General features: G+C 74.5%; 16 protein-coding genes. 2 read left to right on the top strand and 14 right to left on the bottom strand.

The annotated features are described in order from the left end of the window. Positions 1 to 36 precede the first annotated feature (36 nt). From LN652_RS10400 to LN652_RS10390, 3 genes are all read right to left on the bottom strand, one after another. Positions 37 to 570 carry a type 1 glutamine amidotransferase domain-containing protein gene (locus tag LN652_RS10400; protein WP_230444588.1) on the bottom strand — a complete coding sequence of 178 codons (534 nt, stop codon included), beginning with the start codon at positions 568 to 570 and terminating at the stop codon, positions 37 to 39. Positions 571 to 634: 64 nt separating this feature from the next. Next, complete coding sequence (locus LN652_RS10395) at positions 635 to 1,795, bottom strand: acyl-CoA dehydrogenase family protein (protein WP_230444587.1); 1,161 nt, start codon at positions 1,793 to 1,795, stop codon at positions 635 to 637. A 96-nt stretch (positions 1,796 to 1,891) separates the two neighbouring features. Next, on the bottom strand, positions 1,892 to 2,953 hold the full coding sequence (locus LN652_RS10390) for an ATP-binding protein (protein WP_230444586.1): 1,062 nt from the start codon (positions 2,951 to 2,953) through the stop codon (positions 1,892 to 1,894). 23 nt (positions 2,954 to 2,976) lie between these two features. On the opposite strand from LN652_RS10390, the gene LN652_RS10385 reads away from it, so the two are divergent. Further along, positions 2,977 to 3,423: a VanZ family protein gene (locus LN652_RS10385; protein WP_230444585.1), complete on the top strand. Its 447-nt coding sequence runs from the start codon at positions 2,977 to 2,979 to the stop codon at positions 3,421 to 3,423. Here LN652_RS10385 and LN652_RS10380 read toward each other — a convergent pair. Together LN652_RS10380 and LN652_RS10375 are read right to left on the bottom strand one after the other, a co-directional pair. Then, the gene (locus LN652_RS10380; protein ID WP_230444584.1) at positions 3,359 to 3,646 is read right to left on the bottom strand and encodes a PqqD family peptide modification chaperone; all 288 of its coding nucleotides are present in this window, start codon (positions 3,644 to 3,646) and stop codon (positions 3,359 to 3,361) included. The two genes, LN652_RS10385 and LN652_RS10380, sit on opposite strands and share 65 nt — an antisense overlap. Then, positions 3,643 to 4,503 carry a nucleotidyltransferase family protein gene (locus LN652_RS10375; protein WP_230444583.1) on the bottom strand — a complete coding sequence of 287 codons (861 nt, stop codon included), beginning with the start codon at positions 4,501 to 4,503 and terminating at the stop codon, positions 3,643 to 3,645. The genes LN652_RS10380 and LN652_RS10375 overlap by 4 nt, the downstream gene beginning before the upstream one ends. A gap of 80 nt (positions 4,504 to 4,583) precedes the next feature. Between LN652_RS10375 and LN652_RS10370 the strand changes: the two genes are divergently transcribed. Further along, positions 4,584 to 6,032: a polysaccharide biosynthesis tyrosine autokinase gene (locus LN652_RS10370; protein ID WP_230444582.1), complete on the top strand. Its 1,449-nt coding sequence runs from the start codon at positions 4,584 to 4,586 to the stop codon at positions 6,030 to 6,032. 365 nt (positions 6,033 to 6,397) lie between these two features. Here the strand turns inward: LN652_RS10370 and LN652_RS10365 are convergent, their stop codons facing one another. From LN652_RS10365 to LN652_RS10325, 9 genes are all read right to left on the bottom strand, one after another. Then, on the bottom strand, positions 6,398 to 7,810 hold the full coding sequence (locus tag LN652_RS10365; RefSeq protein ID WP_230444581.1) for a sugar transferase: 1,413 nt from the start codon (positions 7,808 to 7,810) through the stop codon (positions 6,398 to 6,400). Between the two features lie 2 nt (positions 7,811 to 7,812). Further along, entirely contained in the window at positions 7,813 to 8,928 is a 1,116-nt protein-coding gene (locus LN652_RS10360; protein WP_230444580.1) for a glycosyltransferase, read from the bottom strand. After that, positions 8,925 to 9,935 (bottom strand): glycosyltransferase family 4 protein, encoded by a 1,011-nt coding sequence (locus tag LN652_RS10355; protein WP_230444579.1) that lies wholly within the window; start codon positions 9,933 to 9,935, stop codon positions 8,925 to 8,927. Before LN652_RS10355 ends, LN652_RS10360 begins: the two co-directional genes overlap by 4 nt. Then, positions 9,928 to 11,073, bottom strand: a complete 1,146-nt coding sequence (locus tag LN652_RS10350) for an O-antigen ligase family protein (RefSeq protein ID WP_230444578.1) — start codon at positions 11,071 to 11,073, stop codon at positions 9,928 to 9,930. The genes LN652_RS10355 and LN652_RS10350 overlap by 8 nt, the downstream gene beginning before the upstream one ends. Next, positions 11,070 to 12,128 carry a glycosyltransferase family 4 protein gene (locus tag LN652_RS10345; RefSeq protein WP_230444577.1) on the bottom strand — a complete coding sequence of 353 codons (1,059 nt, stop codon included), beginning with the start codon at positions 12,126 to 12,128 and terminating at the stop codon, positions 11,070 to 11,072. Before LN652_RS10345 ends, LN652_RS10350 begins: the two co-directional genes overlap by 4 nt. After that, the gene (locus LN652_RS10340) at positions 12,119 to 14,392 is read right to left on the bottom strand and encodes an N-acetylneuraminate synthase family protein (RefSeq protein WP_230444576.1); all 2,274 of its coding nucleotides are present in this window, start codon (positions 14,390 to 14,392) and stop codon (positions 12,119 to 12,121) included. The genes LN652_RS10345 and LN652_RS10340 overlap by 10 nt, the downstream gene beginning before the upstream one ends. A 73-nt stretch (positions 14,393 to 14,465) precedes the next feature. Beyond that, positions 14,466 to 15,137: an acylneuraminate cytidylyltransferase family protein gene (locus LN652_RS10335; protein ID WP_230444575.1), complete on the bottom strand. Its 672-nt coding sequence runs from the start codon at positions 15,135 to 15,137 to the stop codon at positions 14,466 to 14,468. Then, a complete protein-coding gene (locus tag LN652_RS10330) occupies positions 15,134 to 16,186 on the bottom strand; it encodes a prephenate dehydrogenase (RefSeq protein WP_230444574.1) in 1,053 nt (350 codons plus the stop codon). The genes LN652_RS10335 and LN652_RS10330 overlap by 4 nt, the downstream gene beginning before the upstream one ends. Then, positions 16,171 to 17,175, bottom strand: a complete 1,005-nt coding sequence (locus LN652_RS10325) for a glycosyltransferase family protein (RefSeq protein WP_230444573.1) — start codon at positions 17,173 to 17,175, stop codon at positions 16,171 to 16,173. The genes LN652_RS10330 and LN652_RS10325 overlap by 16 nt, the downstream gene beginning before the upstream one ends. Between the last annotated feature and the right edge of the window lie 2 nt (positions 17,176 to 17,177).

Genomic DNA, 17,177 nt, shown 5'->3' with positions numbered 1-17,177 from the left:
TGACGGGCGCCACACCGCGCCCCCGCCGTGGACGCGTCAGGCGTCGAGCGCCGCCAGCAGCTCGCGGTTGAAGGCGGGCAGGTCGTCGGGGTTGCGGCTGGTGATCAGGTTGTCGTCGACGACGACCTCCTCGTCGACCCACTCGCCGCCGGCGTTGCGGACGTCGGTCTGCAGGCTGGGCCAGCTGGTCAGCCGGCGGCCGCGGACGGCGTCGGCCTCGACGAGCGTCCAGGGCGCGTGGCAGATGGCTGCGACCGGGCGCCCGGAGCCGACGAAGTCGCGGACGAACGCGACGGCCTGCTCGTCGGTGCGCAGGGCGTCGGGGTTGGCCACGCCGCCCGGCAGGACGAGGGCGTCGTAGTCGCCGACCGACGCGTCGGCGACGAGCCGGTCGACCTTCTGGGTGGTGGAGGCGTCGAGGTGCTGGAAGAGCTGGACCTCTCCCTCCTCCAGGGAGAGCAGCTCGGCGGTGTGGCCGGCGTCGGTCACGGCCTTCCAGGGCTCGGTCAGCTCGACCTCCTCGATGCCCTCGCCGGCGGTCAGGAACGCGATGCGCTTGGTGGTGGTCATGCCTCCACGGTCGCTCGCGCTCGGCGGGGCGCACACCCTCGCAGGGGTGGGCACGCCCCGTCCGTCAGCCGATCGCGCCGGCGTTGTCCTTCGCGAGCGAGCGGGAGATGACCATCCGCTGGATCTGGTTGGTGCCCTCGAAGATCTGCATCACCTTCGCCTCGCGCATGTAGCGCTCGACGGGGAAGTCGCGGGTGTAGCCGTAGCCGCCGAGGACCTGCACGGCGTCGGTGGTCACCTTCATCGCGCTGTCGGTCGCGACGAGCTTGGCGATCGAGGCCTCGCGGGAGAACGGCAGGCCGGCGTCCTTGAGCCGGGCGGCGTGGAGCATCGTCGCGCGGGCGGCGACGATCGCGGCCTCCATGTCGGCGAGCACGAAGGCGAGGCCCTGGTGGTCGATGATCTTCTTGCCGAACGTCTCCCGCTCGCGGGCGTAGGCGACGGCCGAGTCGAGGGCGCCCTGGGCGAGGCCGGTGGCGACGGCGGCGATGCCGAGGCGGCCGGCGTCGAGGCCGGCGAGGGCGATCCGCAGGCCCTCGCCCTCGGCGCCGAGGCGGCGCTCCACCGGGACGCGCACGCCGTCGAAGCGCATGGTCGCGGTCGCGGAGCCGGTGAGGCCCATCTTGCGCTCCGGCGGGTCGGCGGAGAGGCCCTCGGAGTCGGCGGGGACGAGGAAGCAGGAGATGCCGTTGCGGTCGTCGGAGGTCCGGGCCATCACCTTGTAGAAGTCGGCGTGGCCGCCGTGGGTGGTCCAGGCCTTCGCGCCGTTGAGGACGTACGCGTCGCCGTCGAGGCGCGCGGTGGTCGTCATCGCGGCGGGGTCGGAGCCGGCGTGCGGCTCGGAGAGGCAGTACGCCCCGAGCAGGTCGCCGCCGAGCATGTCGGGCAGCCAGCGGGCCCGCTGCTCCTCGGTGCCGAACTCGGCGAGGCCGAAGCAGGACAGCGCGTGCACCGAGACGCCGACGCCGACCGACGACCACACCGCGCCGATCTCCTCGAGGACCTGCAGGTAGACCTCGTAGGGCTGCGCGCCGCCGCCGTGCTCCTCGGGGTACGGCAGGCCCAGCAGGCCGGCCCGGCCGAGCATCGCGAAGACGTCGCGCGGGAAGGTCTCCGTCGCCTCGGCCTCGGCCGAGCGCGGCGCGAGCTCCTTGGTCGCGATCTCGCGGGTGAGCGCGAGCAGGTCGCGGGCCTCGTCGGTGGGGAGCGTGCGGCGGGCGGTCATGCGGGGTCCCCGGGGCGTCGTGTGGAGGAGCGGAGCGGGGGAGCAGGACGGCATGGGGTGCTCATGCCTCGCAGGTTACCGGCGTCACACCGGCGCTCAGGCCGGGGGCCGGACCAGCCCCTGCTCGGCCAGCACGGCGAGCGCGTCGCCCACGAGGGCGTCCGCGTCGGGGTGCTCGCCCCACACCTCCTGCACGTGCGCGGCCAGCTCGGCCGGGGTGCGCGGGCGCTCCAGGGCGAGCCACAGCAGCGGCCCGAGGCCGGCCAGCACCCGGACCTGGTCGTCGACCATGACGACCAGCTCCTCGGCGTACTCCACCGCGTCGCGCCACGGCTCGCGCGACCACGCGCCGGGAGCGCCGGGCACGGGCGTGGGCCCGCCGGGGTGGTGGACGTACGGCTCGACGGGCCGGGGCTCGCGGTCGAGCAGCGCCGCGACCTCGTCGGCCCAGCGCTCGAACTCGCGGTAGTGCAGGCCCCACGCGCCGCCGCACTCCTCGACGGCGGCGGCCAGGCGCCGCATGGGCTGGTCGAGGTGGACCAGCGACGAGGTCTGGTCGACGATCTCGGCGATCGCCCGGGAGGCCGGGACCGGCGCCAGCCCGCTGTCGTCGTCGCCGCGGTGCAGCAGCACGATGCGGTGCAGTCGCGCGCCGACCGGCCCGACGCGGAGGTCGAGGTCGTCGGGGGAGACCGACCCCTTGCGGCGCGGGGCGGCAGGGTCGAGCACGACCGACAGCGGCTTGGCGTGGGCGTGGACGACGAGCCTGTGGTCGAGCGACACGGTCTCGTCGGAGAGGTAGCCCAGGTCCCGCGCGAGCCGGGACACCGCGGTGGTCTTGCCGGCGCCGGAGGGGCCGACGAAGGCGAGCACGCGACCCGCGTCGTCGGCGAGCGCGCCGGCGTGCACGTTGACCCGGCGTCCGGCGGTGGCCTGGAGCGCGGCCAGGGTCACGCGGGTCGTGACGGCGTAGTCGTGGTCGGCGGGGTCGAGGGCGTCGAGGCCCTCGAGGTCGACGACCACCTCGGGCTCCCGGTCGGTGAGCGCCCGGCTCCACTGCCGCTGCAGCCGCAGGGCGACGTCGCCGTCGGCGCGGATCTCGACGGGCACCCCCATCGCCTCGACGACCACTCCGTGCGTCACGTCCTCACCAGCCACGCGGCCAACTCTAGGGTGGGGCCGTGGGGAGGACGCGCGGAACCGGTGCGGCGTGGGCGCTCGTCGGGGTCTACGCCCTCGGCACCGTCGTGCTGCTGGTCGGCCCGTGGGGGCTCGCGCTCAACCGGCTGACGGTCGGGCTCTACACCTTCTTCCGCTACCAGTGGCCCGTCGCGCCGGACTGGGCGCTGCCGCACCACTACGGCTTCGTGCTCAACGTGCTGCTCTTCGTGCCGGCCGGCGTGGCGCTGGTCGTGCTGACCGGGCGGTCGTGGTGGGTGGTGACCCTCCTCGCGCTGGCCGCGTCGACCGGCGTCGAGGTCGCGCAGGCGCTGTGGCTGGCCCGGGTCGGGTCGGTGGCCGACGTCGCGGCCAACACCCTGGGCGCGCTCCTCGGGGCGGTGCTCACTCCTCGTCGACGACGCGGATCGCGACCAGCTGGTCGACCAGCGCCGACACGTCGTCGCTGATCGCGTCGGCGTCGGCGTCGGACATCGCGGCCGCGGCGGCCGTCACCTCGGCGAGGGTGCCGCCCTCGGCGAGCGCGAGCCAGACCAGGCAGGCCGAGCCCTCGAGCATGATCGGCAGGCCCTTCGGGACCCGCGTGAGGTAGGCCGTCGGCACGTTGTCGACGTCGAGGTCCTCGAGGCTGACCCAGGCGACGTCGTCGGCGATGCGGTACTGGTGGGTCATCCGCGTCGCACCCGCCTGGTGAGCTCCTCGGCCGCCCGGCGTACGCGAAGCCGCTGGCGGGCGCGCACCTCCTCGCGCGTGGGCGGTCGCCCGAGCTCCATCCTGAGGTGGTCCTGGTTGACGCGCAGTGCAGCGGTCAGGAGGTCGGCCTTGGCGCGCAGCGTCGTGGCGGCCGCCATCCGGGCGCGCCACTCGTCGAAGCGGCTGCCGCCTTCGGCGAAGTGGCGCCACAGCCGGTAGGACGGGTGGTGGCGGTGCAGCTCGAGCTCGCCGATGCCGGCGGCGAGGGCCACCTCGGCGTCGAGCTCGGCCGCCCGCGCGCGGACGGCCGCCTGCTCGTCGGGCCCGGCGGCGGTCCACGCCCGGTCGACGTCGCGGTTGCCGCGCGAGCGCGCGGCGTGCAGGACGAGGATCAGCCGCTGGGCGGTCCGGTCGGGCACCGGGCAGCCCCAGTGCGCGATCTCGCGCCAGACCCGGTCGCGCAGGAGCACGTCGAAGGCGGCCTCGGGGTCGATGCCGACGCCCGGCCAGCTGGTGTGGACGTCGATCCAGCCCCAGTCGTCGTGCCACCAGTTCGCGGCGTGGGCGAAGACCGACCCGGTCGCGAAGTCGGTGCGCTTCTCCCAGCCCACCGACTCGAGCGCCTCGACGAGGCGGGCGAGGTGGCTGGGGCGCACGAGCACGTCGACGTCGCTGGACTGCTTGCCCTCGGCGCGCAGGCCGGGGAGCACCGCCGGTCCCTTGAGGTGGAGCAGGTCGACCCCGTGGTCCTCGGCGAGCTTCTGCACGACCGCGTGGGCGAGGTGGACCCGGGCCGCGATGGGCGCGTCCCGCTGGCCGCCCGCGTCCTCGGTCATGCGCTCCATCGTGCCAGCCGGTGCGGCGGCGTGTCGCGAAACCGGACGTCGGGCGAGGCGTACGTCCTAGACTCGCGGGCATGACCTTCGGGGACTTCGTCAGGCTGAGCCGCGCCTACGTGTGGGTGCTGATCGGCTGCACGGTCCTCGGTGCGCTGCTGATGATGGCCAAGACGACGCGCGACCCGGTGCTCTACTCCGCGACCTCGTCCGGCCTGGTCAAGGTCGGCAACGCCGCGACGGCGGGCGAGGAGCAGGGCAACGCGCAGCTCGCCGAGGACAAGGCCAACCTCTATGCGTTCTTGGTGTCGAAGACGCCCGTCGCGGAGCGGGTCGTCGACGACCTGGGCCTCGACGTGCCGCCGAGCGCGATCGCGGGTCGCTTCTCGGCCTCCGTCGACGCGACCGTCAACGCGCTCACAGTCTCGGCGGTCGGCAGCACCCCGGAGGAGGCGCGCGACCTCGCCAACGCGGTCATCGACGCGGTCGTCGTCGTCGCACAGGAGATCGAGACCGGGGAGTCGGCGCCGAAGGGCGAGCCGCTGACCCGGATCGTCCCGCTGGAGGAGGCGCAGCTCCCGGGCGCGCCGTTCACCCCCGACTACCGCATGGCCGCGATGAAGGGCGCCGCCGGCGGCCTCGCGCTGGCCTACGCCGTGCTCATCGCGCGCCGGCTCATCGACCGCCGGATCCGCTCGGTCAAGCACGTCGAGGACGCCACCGGCGCCTCCGTGCTGGGCGTCATCCCCAAGGAGGACGCGCTGGACCGCGGCCACCGCGGCGTGCGCGGCGACCTCGGTCGGGCGGCGGAGTCGTTCCGCCAGCTGCGCACCAACCTGCGCTTCGTCGACGTCGACAACGAGCCGCGGCGCATCGTCGTGACGTCCGCCCTCGCGGGCGAGGGCAAGTCGACCGTGTCGTCCAACATCGCGCGCCTCGTCGCCCAGGCCGGCACGCCGGTGCTGCTGGTCGACGCCGACCTGCGCCGCCCGATGATCGCCAGCACCTTCGAGATCGACGGCGCCGTGGGCCTCACCCAGGCGCTGGCCGGCGACGTCGACGTCCGCGACGTGATCGTCGACTCCGGCCTGGCCAACCTCAGCCTGCTGCCGGCCGGGCGGATCCCGCCGAACCCGAGCGAGCTGCTCGGCTCGCTGCGGATGAAGCAGTTCGTCGACGAGCTGTCCCACGACTACCTCGTCATCCTCGACGCGCCGCCGCTGCTCCCGGTCACCGACGCCGGCCTGCTGTCGGCCTTCTGCGACGGCGCGCTGCTGGTGCAGGCCGCCGGCCGGACCCAGATCGAGCAGAGCGAGCACTGCCGCCGGATCCTCGACCAGGTCGGCAGCCGGCTGCTCGGCGTGGTGCTCAACAAGGCGCCGGTCAAGGGCGCCAGCGCGATCGCCTACAGCAGCGGCTACGGGGGTTACGGCGGTTACGGCGGCTACAAGGCCGAGCAGGAGACCCTCGAGAAGTACTCCACCGCCGGCAAGGGCCGGCGCCGGCTGGTCCGCTCCGGCAAGGACTGACCGCGCGCGATCGGGTCGGCGTGGGGCTCGCCCGGCCGACTGGGCGACCGGCGTGGTCGCTGGTCGCCCGGCATGCCGGGCGTCGAGCGGACAGAGGTCCGCTCGAGTCGCCCGGTGGTCGGAGGGTCCGCTCCTCGACGAGCTTGTCGACCGACATGGTCGCTTGTCGACCGGCATGGTCGCTTGTCGACCGGCATGGTCGCTTGTCGACCGGCATGGTCGCTTGTCGACCGGCATGCCGGTCGACAAGCGGACAGAGGTCCGCTCGAGTCGCCCCGTGGTCGGAGGATCCGCTCGACTCGCCCGGTGGTCGGAGGGTCCGCTCGACCGCCACGGGGAACGGGGGCGGGCTGGGCCCCGAGCGGTCAGTACGCCCCGCGGCTGGCGAGCACGGCGGTGACGGTGCGGGCGAGGATCAGCAGGTCCTGCACCATCGACCAGTTGTCGACGTAGTAGAGGTCGAGGCGCACCGTGTCCTCCCAGGACAGGTCGGAGCGTCCCGACACCTGCCACAGGCCGGTCATGCCGGGCAGCACGTTGAGCCGGCGCAGCATGTCGTCCTCGTACTGCTCGACCTCGCTCGGCAGCGGCGGGCGCGGGCCGACCAGGCTCATGTCGCCGCGCAGCACGTTGACCAGCTGGGGGAGCTCGTCGAGGGAGAAGCGCCGGATGAAGCGTCCGGGGCGGGTGACGCGCGGGTCCTCGGTGCTCTTGAAGAGCACGTGGTCGCGGGCCTCGACCTCGGCGAGGCGCTGCTCGGCGTCGATCGACATCGAGCGCAGCTTGAGGCAGGTGAACTCCCGGCCCTCCCGGCCCACCCGGGTCTGCCGGAACAGCGCCGGACCGCCGTCGGTGCGGCGGATCCAGACCATCAGGGCCAGGAGCACCGGCCACACGACGGCGAGGACGAGGAGCGCGCCCACGACGTCGAAGGCGCGCTTGGCGTCGTTGGAGGCGAGCTGCGAGCGGGAGCGGCCGAGGTGCATGAGCGGCAGGCCGGCGACCGGCCGGATCCGGATGCGCTCGCTGGAGACGTCGGTGACGTTGGGGGCGACGATGATCTGGACGTGCGCGTTGTCCTCCAGCTCCCACGCCAGGCGCCGCAGCTGGGTGGAGGACTTCACCGCGCCCGCGGTGAAGAACACGATGTCGGGCGACACCTCGTCGACGACCGCGCGGACGTCCTCGATGAGCCCGAGGACCGGGACGCCGGAGACGGTCGTCTCGGTCCCGGCGTGGACGCCCGGCACCAGGCAGCCGATCACCTCGTAGCCGAGCCAGGACTCGCGGGTCAGCACCTTGTGGATCTCGGCGATGTAGATCGGGCTGCCGACGAGCACGACCTTCTCGGTGAAGTGCCCGGTGGCGCGGAGCCGCTGGATGATGCGCCGCGAGGCCAGCCGGCCGAGGAGGAGCAGCAGCACCCCGATCGGGAAGAGCAGGACGAAGAAGCCGCGGGAGAGCGGGTACTGCATGAGGAACGCGGTGGTGGCGACGAGCGCGGCGGTGAAGAACGACGCGTTGACGACGAGCTTGAACTCCTCGGTGCCGGCGCCGAAGACGTCACGCTCGTATGCGCCGAAGAAGGCGAGCATCACCAGCCAGGTGGCGACGAAGAAGACGCTGGCCAGCGCGGTGTTGGTGAGCACGTCGCCGGCCGCGTTGAAGATCGACAGCGTCAGGCGGAAGCGCAGCGCGAGCAGGGTGGCCACGCTGATCATGAGCAGGTCGACGCCGCCGACCAGCCAGGGGAGCAGCCGCTTGCCCTCCGGTCGCACGGTCAGCCCACCCTGCCTTCCTGGAACGCCACGGCGCGGATCCGCTCGATGAAGCGTCGCTCGCCGAACTCCTCTGCCCGAGCCTGCAGTCTTGCAGGGTCCCAGCGCTCCGCGTCGGACCGGGCGAGGCCGGTCGCGATCAGGTCGGGGTCGGGGCGGTCGACGAAGACGCCCGTCTCGCCCTCGAGGACGGTCTCGAGGAAGCCGCCGCCGCGCAGCGCGACCGCGGGCACGCCGAAGGCGGCGGCCTCGAGCGGGGCGAGCCCGAAGTCCTCGTGGCTGACGGCGACGAGCACGCCGGCGTCGCCGTAGACCGCCCGCAGCTGGGCGTCGGGCAGCCCGCCGAGGAGGCGTACGTTGTCGGGCAGCGTGGCGCGCAGCCGCGCCTCCTCGGGGCCGCGGCCGACGACGACGAGCCGGCGCCCGGTCCCGCGCACCGCCTCGATCACGGCATCGACGTTCTTGTAGGGCAGCAGCCGCGAGACGACGAGGGCGTAGCCGGGCTCCCAGCCGTCGAGCTCGGGGACCGGCTCGCGCGGGGCGGAGGCGTCCATCCCGTGCGGAGGAGGCAGCAGCTCGGCGTCGCGGCCGTAGGTCTCGCGGATCCGCCTCTGCACGACCCGGCTGTTGGCGAGGTAGACGTCGACCCTGTCGGCGCGGCCGCGGTCCCACTTGCGCAGGAACGGGCGCAGCGCCAGGACCGGCGGCCCGAGCGGCGAGCGCCACGCGGGGCCACCGAGGTACTCGTCGGTCTGGTAGAGCCAGCGGGCGGGGTTGTGGCAGTAGACGACCGTGCGGGTGCCCTCGGGGGTGTCGAAGCCGTGCGCCCAGCCGCTGCTGGACGCGACGACGACGTCGGCGTCGACGCGCAGCCGCGACGCGGCCGGGGCGAGCAGCGGGAGGGCGAGGCGGTGGTCGCGGCGGAAGGTGCTCACGCGGTTGAGCGGCGAGACGCGGACGTCGGCGCCCGCGAACTCGGGGTAGGTGCCCTCGGGGTCGTAGAGCGTGGTGTGCACCGCGGCCTCGGGGAAGGCCCGCATGAGCGTCAGCACGACCCGCTCGGCGCCGCCGCGCTGCGTCAGGTAGTCGTGGGCGATCGCCACCTCGGCGCGGGTCATCGGTCGAGCTCCGCGAGCAGCCGGCGGACCCGCGACCGGCCGGCCTCGGGGGAGTACTCGGCCTCCCACCGCGCGCGGGCCCGGTCGGTCACGTCCCGGACGACGGCGGCGTCCGCGTGCAGCGCGAGCGCCAGCACCCGGGCGAGGTCGTCGACGTCGCCGGCGCGCGCGACCCACGGGTGGTCGGGCCCGGCGACCTCGGGCATCGCGCCCGCGTCGGAGACCACGAACGGGACGCCGGCGGCCATCGCCTCGGCGACGACGAGCCCGAACGACTCGGGCACCCGGCTCGGGAAGGCGACCACGTCGCAGCGCTCGAGCAGGGCGACCGGGGCGACCCGGCCCAGCAGCTCGGCCCGCTCGCCGAGCGCGGCGAGCGCCGCGCGGACCGGCGCGGCCTGCTCGTCGGGCACCCAGCGGTCGTCGCCGCCGACGACGAGCGTGCCGTCGCCCGCGGCGACCGCGCGGGCGAGCACGTCGAGACCCTTGTCGCTGGACAGCCGGCCGAGGAAGCCGATCCGTCCGCTCGGGGCGGGGCGCGGCCGGCGGGCTACGTCGTCGGTCCAGTTCGCGAGCACCTCGGCCCCGGGGACCCGGCCGGCGAGGTGGGTCGACGGCACCAGCAGCCGGTCGCTGCGGGTGCGGGCCACGCGCAGCGCCGCCCACTGCTGCGGCGAGCGCGGCAGCTGGTGGAGGTGGACCAGCCGGCGCCGGTGCCCGGCGGTGGCGAGCGCCGGCACCAGTCCGTGGCACCACAGCACGCCGTCGCGCTCGGCACGGTCCCAGGCCCGCAGCCGCAGCAGGTGGTCGCGACGTCCGTCGGCGCGGATCGCGACCACGTCGGCCCCGACTCCGGCGGCCGCGTCGAGCACGTCCGTCGGGGAGTCCGGCGCCACGACGGTGACCGGTCGTCCGAGCGACACCAGGGCGGCCGCGGTGCGGACCACCATCTGCTCGCCGCCGCCGAGGTCGGCGTTGTTGGCGGCGAGGAAGACCCGCTCAGCCATCCGGTGCTCCGCGTGCGTGCAGGGCCCGGCCGAGGGCGAAGCCGACGGCGATCGCCATCGGGGTGTCGAGCAGCACCTCGCCGAGCGTGACCGCCATGACCGCGACGCCGAGGATCGCCGCCTGGGCGCCCGCGGCGACGAGGTCCCCGCGCCGCGACTGCGCGGAGAGCCGCAGGAACGCGAACGCGAGGAGCCCGAGGACCAGCAGCAGCGCGATCCAGCCGCCCTCCTGGCGGGTCGCGAGATAGCTGTTGTGGAAGAAGAACTCGAGGTCCTTGATGTTGACCTTCGCGGTGCCGGGGCCGTGGCCGTACCAGGGTGCGTCGGCGAGCTGGACCCGCTCCTGGGCGATGATCCGGTCGCGCAGGTTGTCGCTGCCGGAGCGGTCGGAGAAGGGCCCGAAGGTGGTCAGGCCCTTCGGGATGTTGTCGACGATCCAGACCAGGCCGGCCGCGGCCGCCGCGCCGCCCACGATCCCGAGGCGCCGGCCGACCAGGACCCAGACGACCACGAACGCCCCGGCGAGCAGGCCGGTGCGGGAGTAGCTCAGCACCAGTCCGGCGAGGACCGGGACGGCCAGCGCCAGCCGCACCTTCCACCGCTCGTCGGCGAAGAAGATCGCGAGCGCGCCGAGCACCACGATGAAGTACGCCCCGGCGTTGGGGTCGCCGAGGAAGCCGGTGAGCCGGCCCTCGTAGGCGGCGCCGCCGATGCCGACCAGGGCCAGCCCGATCACCCCGACCACGCCGGTCGCGAGACCGAGCCCGGCCGAGCGCAGCGACACCCGCCCGGTGCCGAACGCCCACACCAGCCCGGCGAGGATCGCGACGTGGCCCATCCGCCGGGTCCAGTCGACCTGGTTGGCGATCCCCGACCAGAGCAGCACCGCGACCAGCGCGCCGCCCAGGATCACGACGGGCGACGGCAGCCGGGCGCCCGCGCGGGCCGGACGCAGCAGGCACAGGCCGACGAGCGCCGCCATGGTGAGCTCGTTGAGCGGGAACCCGGCGACCTCGACGGTCCGGAACGGCAGGCTGGCCAGCAGCACGAAGTCGGTGATCCGGACCTCGCGGTCAGCCTCGTCGGCCCGGTCGACGCTGCGGTCCGGCAGGTTCCAGGGCGACTCGACGCGGCTCATCGGCCCGCCCCCGCCGCGGCGTAGACCTCCGCCGTCCGCGCGCACATCTCGGACACGGTGGGCCACCGCTCGAGCCCGGGGCGGGCGCCCGCGTCGAGCCCCTGGGCGGCCAGGGCCGCGGCGACCGCCGCCGGGTCCTCCGCGCGCACGAGCGAGCGCGCGGGCAGGATCTCGGGGTTGCCGCCGACGTCGCTGGCGACGACGCCCATGCCGCGGACGGCGGCGTCGAGCAGGGCGTAGGAGCAGTTCTCCCACACCGACAGCATGGCCAGCACGTCGTGGTCGGCCATCGCCCGCTCGGGGTCGACGAAGCCGGGCAGGTCGACGGCGGCGGTGAGGCCGAGCCGCTCGACCTGCGCCCGCAGGGCGGGCTCCTCGGGCCCGGTGCCGGCGAGGGTCAGCGTCGCGTCGGGGTGGTCGCGGCGCAGCGCCGCGAACCCGTCGAGCAGCGCGGGCAGCCGCTTCTCCGGCGACAGCCGGGCGAGCGACAGCACGCGCAGGCCCGGGGCGCGCGGAGGGGAGGCCACGGGGTCGACCCCGTTGGGCACCACGGTCACGGGCACCCGGGGGTGCCACTTCTCCGCCATCGCCTCGGCGGTCGCCCGGCTCACCGCGATCGCCGCGTGCGCGCGGCGCATCCGCGCGGTGTGGGCCGCGGCCATCAGCCGGGTCTTCGCACCCGAGCGGTGGTAGACCACGTCGTCGCGCGCGATCCCGTGCTCGGTGCTCACCAGCCGCGGACCGCGGCCGACCGCGAGCGCGGCGACGATGTCGGCGTGGGCGAGGTGGGTGTGCACCACCGCGGGCCGCTCGCGGCGTACGGCCCCACGCAGCGTGGCGACGGAGGCGCGCAGGCCGTGGTCGGGGCCGAACGGGCCCTCCGCCACTTTCGCGCCCAGGCCGCGCAGCCGCTCCGGCAGGGCACCGGGCGGGGCGAGGAACACCAGCCGCCAGCCCGGGATGCCCTCCCGGGCCACGTCCAGCACGTGGCGGGCGACCCCGGCGAGGTCGCTGACCGGGATCGCCCACAGCGCGGTGGGTGGGGTCAGAACCATTGCTCCAACCGCTCCAGGGCGATCCAGAAGCCCTCCCCGTCGTTGACGTGGCCCTGCCAGATCTCGGGGATGAAGCTGACCCCGGGCGCCATCGCGTCGAGCTGCTGGGCGAGCACGGCCCAGTCGATCTCGCCGTCGCCGACCTGCACGCCCTCGCCGTCGACGCCGGTCGCGTCGACGAGGTGCAGGTGCTCGGTGTGCGGCGCGAGGAGGTCGGTCGCCTCGCCGAACGACATGCCGAGGTAGTTGGCCGACAGCTTGGAGTGGGACACGTCGAAGCACAGGCGGCGGTCGTGCTGCTCGGCGAACGCGGCGGTGTCGCGCGGGTCGACGAACAGGTTGCAGTAGAGCTGGCCGCCCATGTACCACGGGTAGGGCGGCAGCGTCTGCGCGCAGAGCCGGACGCCGGAGTCGTCCACCCGGGCGAGCCCGGCGGCGACCCGGGCGTACATCCGCTCGCGCTCGGCCGGTGCGACGAAGGCGTCGGTGGTGAAGCCGCCGAGGCTCGCCACGATGACCGGGCCCTCGGACGCCCCCTTCGCGTCGGCGTGCCTCGTGAAGTGCTGCTGCATCTCGCGCGTGGTGTCGACGACGCGCTGGAGCTCGCGGATCGAGCGCTCCCAGTGGGCGTCGTCCTCGGAGGCGAGGTTGAGCAGGAAGTCGCCGGCGAACAGGTCGGGGGAGTGGGTGGTGAAGCCCATCGGCAGGCCGTCGGGGTAGGCCGCGAACACCTCCTCGACCGGCAGGTCGAGGTCCTTGTAGGAGAAGTGGAACTCCAGGAAGTCGGGGGTGGTGTCCTTCGTCATCGCGTCGACGTCGTGGTAGCGGACGGCGAGCCCCCACGGGCGCCGGAAGTCGTAGGCGCGGCCCTTCGGCGCGGCGTCGCCGAGGTCGGTGGCGTAGAAGAAGTCGCCCGCCTCCAGCACGCGGGTCGTGGCGCGGCCGACGAGCTTGTCGAACGCGTTGGGCTGCAGGCCGCGCCCGGGGCTCTTGATGTCGACGTCGGCGGCGGTGAGCACCTCGCCGACCTCGATCCGGCGGGCGGCGACGAGCGACTTGGCGAGGTTGACCCGGTTCATCATCTCGCCGGTGGAGACCGCGCGCGGCGCGGCGGTGCCGAGCGCCTCCTCGACCTCGCGGACCCGCTGCACCATCTCCCTGAACTCGCCCGGCAGCAGGCTGACCTTGTGGTCGTTGCCCTCGAGGTCGCGGTCGACGGTGAAGTGCTTCTCGATGATCCGCGCGCCCAGCGCGACGGCGGCGACCGGGACGTGGAAGCCGCGCTCGTGACCGGAGTAGCCGACCGGCGCCTGGGTGAGCTCGGCGAGCCGGGTCAGGTAGGCGAGGTTGACGTCCTTGAACGGCGCCGGGTAGGTCGACTGGCAGTGCAGGAAGGCGTGCGGCACGCCGGTGCTGCGGACCACGTCGACGGTCTCGCGGATCTCGCCCTCGGTCGACATGCCGGTCGAGATCACCATCGGGGTGCCGCTGGCGGCCATGTGCCGCAGCAGCGCGTGGTTGGTCATGTCGGCGGACGCGACCTTCAGCGACGGGACGCCGTAGTCGACGAGCCGGTCGACGCTGACCGGGTCCCAGGCGGTGCACATGACGTCGACGCCGACGTCGCGGCAGTGGTCGAAGACCTCGAAGAGCTGGTCGGCCTCGAGGTTGTACTTCGCGAGCAGGTCGAGGGTGTACTGGGGGCCGAGGTCCTCCCCGCCGGAGCCGGACGAGCCCTGCCGGTAGACCGACTCCATGTCGCGCAGCTGGAACTTCACGACGTCGGCGCCGGCCTCGACGGACAGGTCGACAAGGCGCTTGGCGAGCGAGACGTCGCCCTGGTGGTTGATGCCGATCTCGGAGATCAGCAGCGTCGGGGCGTCGGCCGCGACGACGTGGCGCCCGATGCGCAGCTCGTCGGCGCGGTTGATCGCGACCGCCACGAGGTGGCCGCGGTCGTCGACGAGCGCGACGTGGTCGATGCCGGAGCCGAAGGCGTGGGAGATCTCCGCCGGGCTGCTGCCGATCGGCAGGCTCCGCGGCGACGTGTTGGCGGCCTCGATCGCCGGCACGTCGACGGTGAGGCTCGCGGCGGTGCTGACCCAGCGGCGGAAGTCGCCGTCGGACAGGACGCCGTCGAGGTGGCCGTGGGAGTCGACGAGGAAGATCACCCGCGCCTTGTTGGCGGTGATCTTCTCCAGTGCGCGCAGGACCGGGTCGCCCGAGTAGACGACGTACGGCGTGAGGTCACGCTCGATGATCAAGGCGAGAGCCTTCCGTGGGTGTACGTACGGGTCCCACGGTATCCAGCGCGGGCACGATCCGCGGGAAGTCCGCTCAACGTCCCATCAGCAAACGGGCCGCCAGCGCGACGTCGAGCTCGGTGTCGATGTCGATGCCCTCGTCCTCGGCCATCACGAACAGCCCGATCCGGCCGCCGAGGCGGTTGTCGTGCTGCTCGTAGACCTCGGTGCGGGTGAGGTAGAGCGAGCCCGTCTCGCGGTAGCGCCGGGCCTCGGGCGTGAGGTCCTGGCGGCGGGGGCGGGCGGCGACGTCGTAGGCCGCGGTGGGCGGGTCGCCGGCCTGCCAGATGAAGGGGGGCTGCTCGACGACGCCGACCAGGGAGTCGACCCCGGTCGCGGCGAGCTCGGCGAGGGCGCGGGCGAGGGTGTCGGGGTGGCGCACCGGCGACGTGGCCTGCAGCAGCATCACCGCGTCGGGCCGGCCGCGCTCCGCGGTGACCTGCTCGATCGCGTGGCGCACGACCGGCTCGGTGGGCGTGGTGTCCTGCGCGAGCTCGGCGGGCCGCAGCCACGGGACCCGTGCGCCGGCGTCACGCGCAACGGTCGCGATCTCCTCGTCGTCGGTGGAGACCAGGACGTCGAGACCGGGGGTGGCGAGCGCCTGCTCGATCGTCCAGACGATGAGCGGCTTGCCGCCGACGTCGAGCAGGTTCTTGCGGGGCACGCCCTTCGACCCGCCGCGGGCGGGGATCACGCAGAGCGTCACGACGCGACCTCCACGACGACCTCGGCGATCCTGCGCGCGGGCTGGACGGCGGGACGGTCGGGGGCGGGCGTGGGGGAGTCTCCGAGACGGCGCATGGCATAACGCTCCCAGAACTCGCCGAGCCACGCCGGGGGACGCGGCAGGTCGACCCAGGCGTCGCGGCCGCGGGCCGCCGCCTCCAGCACCCCGGTGGAGAAGACGCTGACGATCGGGGCGTCGAGGTCGACCAGCGGCGGACCGTCGGTGACGACCGGCACGCCGGCGCGCTCGAGGGTGCGCAGCACGGCACGGGACGTGACGTCGCGCTCGGAGGGGTGCGGGCGGTAGACCGCGCCGTGCGCGCGGCAGGTGGTGAGGGCTGCGTGCGCCAGCCGGGCGCGGGAGATCTCCGCCGCGTGCCCCTGTCCGAGGTAGGTCAGAGGGCCGCCCCTCCCGCTGGACGTCGCCCCTGTCACGAGACCCGACCCAGCCCGCCACAGCAGCTCGCTGCCGACGACCACCACCTCGACGTCGCGCCGTCCCGCGGTCCAGAACGCGCCGTCGCGCTCGCTCCACGCGAGCAGCCGCGCCGCCCGGGGCAGCGGTGGCGCGTACGGCGTGAGCGCGCCGTGCTGCGAGACCAGGAACGGGACGTCCCGCTCGTCGGCGAGCGCGAAGGCGGCGGCGCCGACGGGCGTGTAGTGCCCGGCGGCGAGGACCACGCGCGGGCGCGTCCGGTCGGCGAGCGCGTCGAGGGGGAGCGTGGTGCGCCGGTGGGCGGCGAAGCCGTCGGGCGGCTGCCAGCCGACGGGAGCCACGACCGCCGTGGCCGCGGCCGGCAGGTGGCGGAGCGGCGCGACCACGGCGTTCTCGACGCTGGCGTGGGTCGCCTCGACCGCGACGAGCACGGTGGGGTCGCCGTCGGCCGGCAGGAGCAGGTCCGCGACGGCCGGCCCCGCGGGGCGCACGCGCGACCGGGCGCTGCGGGCGGCCCACCGCACCGGGTGCCGCGACTCGTGCCACCGGCGCCACGCGACGAGGTCGGCCGGGTGCCTCAGACCGTGTCCCACGAGTCCTCCAGGACGGCGGCGCGTCGGTCGAAGGTGTGGTCGGCCAGGGTGCGGGCACGGGCCGCGCGGCGGATCCGGTCCGTCCAGTCGCGGTCGCGCTGCACGCGGCGGCAGAGCTCGACGAGCTCCTCGCCGGTGGTCCAGGTCAGCACCTCGGTGCCGGGCTCGTAGAGGTCGACGACGTCGTCGCGGTCGACCAGCTCGACGCCGCCGACCCCGGCCGCCTCGAAGGTCCGCATGGTGAAGCCGTCCTGGTCGCCGTGCAGGTTGAGGGTCGCGGCGGACGCGGCCATCACGTCGTAGGCGTGGGCGCGGTCGAGGTCGCGCTCGGACGGCACCGGCGGGGCGCCGATGCGCCAGGTCCGCAACCGGTCGACCGGGTGGCCCGACCAGTCCCGGCCGTAGGCGCGCACCGGGACGTCGCGGTCGTGGAGCAGCGTCAGCACGGCCTCGCGGGAGGCGTAGCGCGCGCCGACGAACGTGACCTGCGGCGTGCGCAGCGTCGTCGGCTCCGGCACCAGGCGGTGGTCGAAGGCGAGCGGCAGGTGGCGCGCCGGCAGGCCGCGGGCGACGAGGTCGTCGGTGTCCTGCGCGGAGTAGGACAGGAGGGGGCCGGCGGCGGCGAGCCGCTCCGGCGTCCAGCGGGTGCGGCGGACCTCGTCGTAGAGCCAGGTCGCGCGGGGGAGGCCGGCGAGGGCGTCCCAGAAGTCGTCGTCGAGGGTGTCGCCCTTGACCACGACGACCGCCTGCGGGCGTGCCCGCCCGACCGCGGCCACTGCGCGCGCAGTCTGCTCCCGGGCGAGGGTGCGCAGGCGGCCGGCGCCGAGCTTGTGGGGCAGCTGGTGGCGCAGCTGGTGCCAGCTGCGGCCCGCGATGCCGCCGTGGTCGTCGTAGAGGTGGGTGGTGACGACGTGCCCGCGCTCGGCCAGCGAGCTCGAGATCGCTGCGTGGTAGCCGTGGAAGCGGGGACTGACCAGGAGGACCCGCACGG

The sequence above is a fragment of the Nocardioides okcheonensis genome (assembly GCF_020991065.1).
Taxonomy (GTDB): Bacteria; Actinomycetota; Actinomycetes; order Propionibacteriales; family Nocardioidaceae; genus Nocardioides; species Nocardioides okcheonensis.
This window is presented reverse-complemented; position numbering and strand designations above follow the sequence as displayed.

Excerpts from the sequence above, each read along its gene's own strand:
- LN652_RS10370 (WP_230444582.1), top strand. The coding sequence starts at position 4,584 with ATGACCTTCGGGGACTTCGTCAGGCTGAGCCGCGCCTACGTGTGGGTG.
- LN652_RS10355 (WP_230444579.1), bottom strand. The coding sequence starts at position 9,935 with ATGGCTGAGCGGGTCTTCCTCGCCGCCAACAACGCCGACCTCGGCGGC.
- LN652_RS10400 (WP_230444588.1), bottom strand. The coding sequence starts at position 570 with ATGACCACCACCAAGCGCATCGCGTTCCTGACCGCCGGCGAGGGCATC.
- LN652_RS10360 (WP_230444580.1), bottom strand. The coding sequence starts at position 8,928 with ATGACCCGCGCCGAGGTGGCGATCGCCCACGACTACCTGACGCAGCGC.
- LN652_RS10395 (WP_230444587.1), bottom strand. The coding sequence starts at position 1,795 with ATGACCGCCCGCCGCACGCTCCCCACCGACGAGGCCCGCGACCTGCTC.
- LN652_RS10350 (WP_230444578.1), bottom strand. The coding sequence starts at position 11,073 with ATGAGCCGCGTCGAGTCGCCCTGGAACCTGCCGGACCGCAGCGTCGAC.
- LN652_RS10380 (WP_230444584.1), bottom strand. The coding sequence starts at position 3,646 with ATGACCCACCAGTACCGCATCGCCGACGACGTCGCCTGGGTCAGCCTC.
- LN652_RS10345 (WP_230444577.1), bottom strand. The coding sequence starts at position 12,128 with ATGGTTCTGACCCCACCCACCGCGCTGTGGGCGATCCCGGTCAGCGAC.
- LN652_RS10375 (WP_230444583.1), bottom strand. The coding sequence starts at position 4,503 with ATGACCGAGGACGCGGGCGGCCAGCGGGACGCGCCCATCGCGGCCCGG.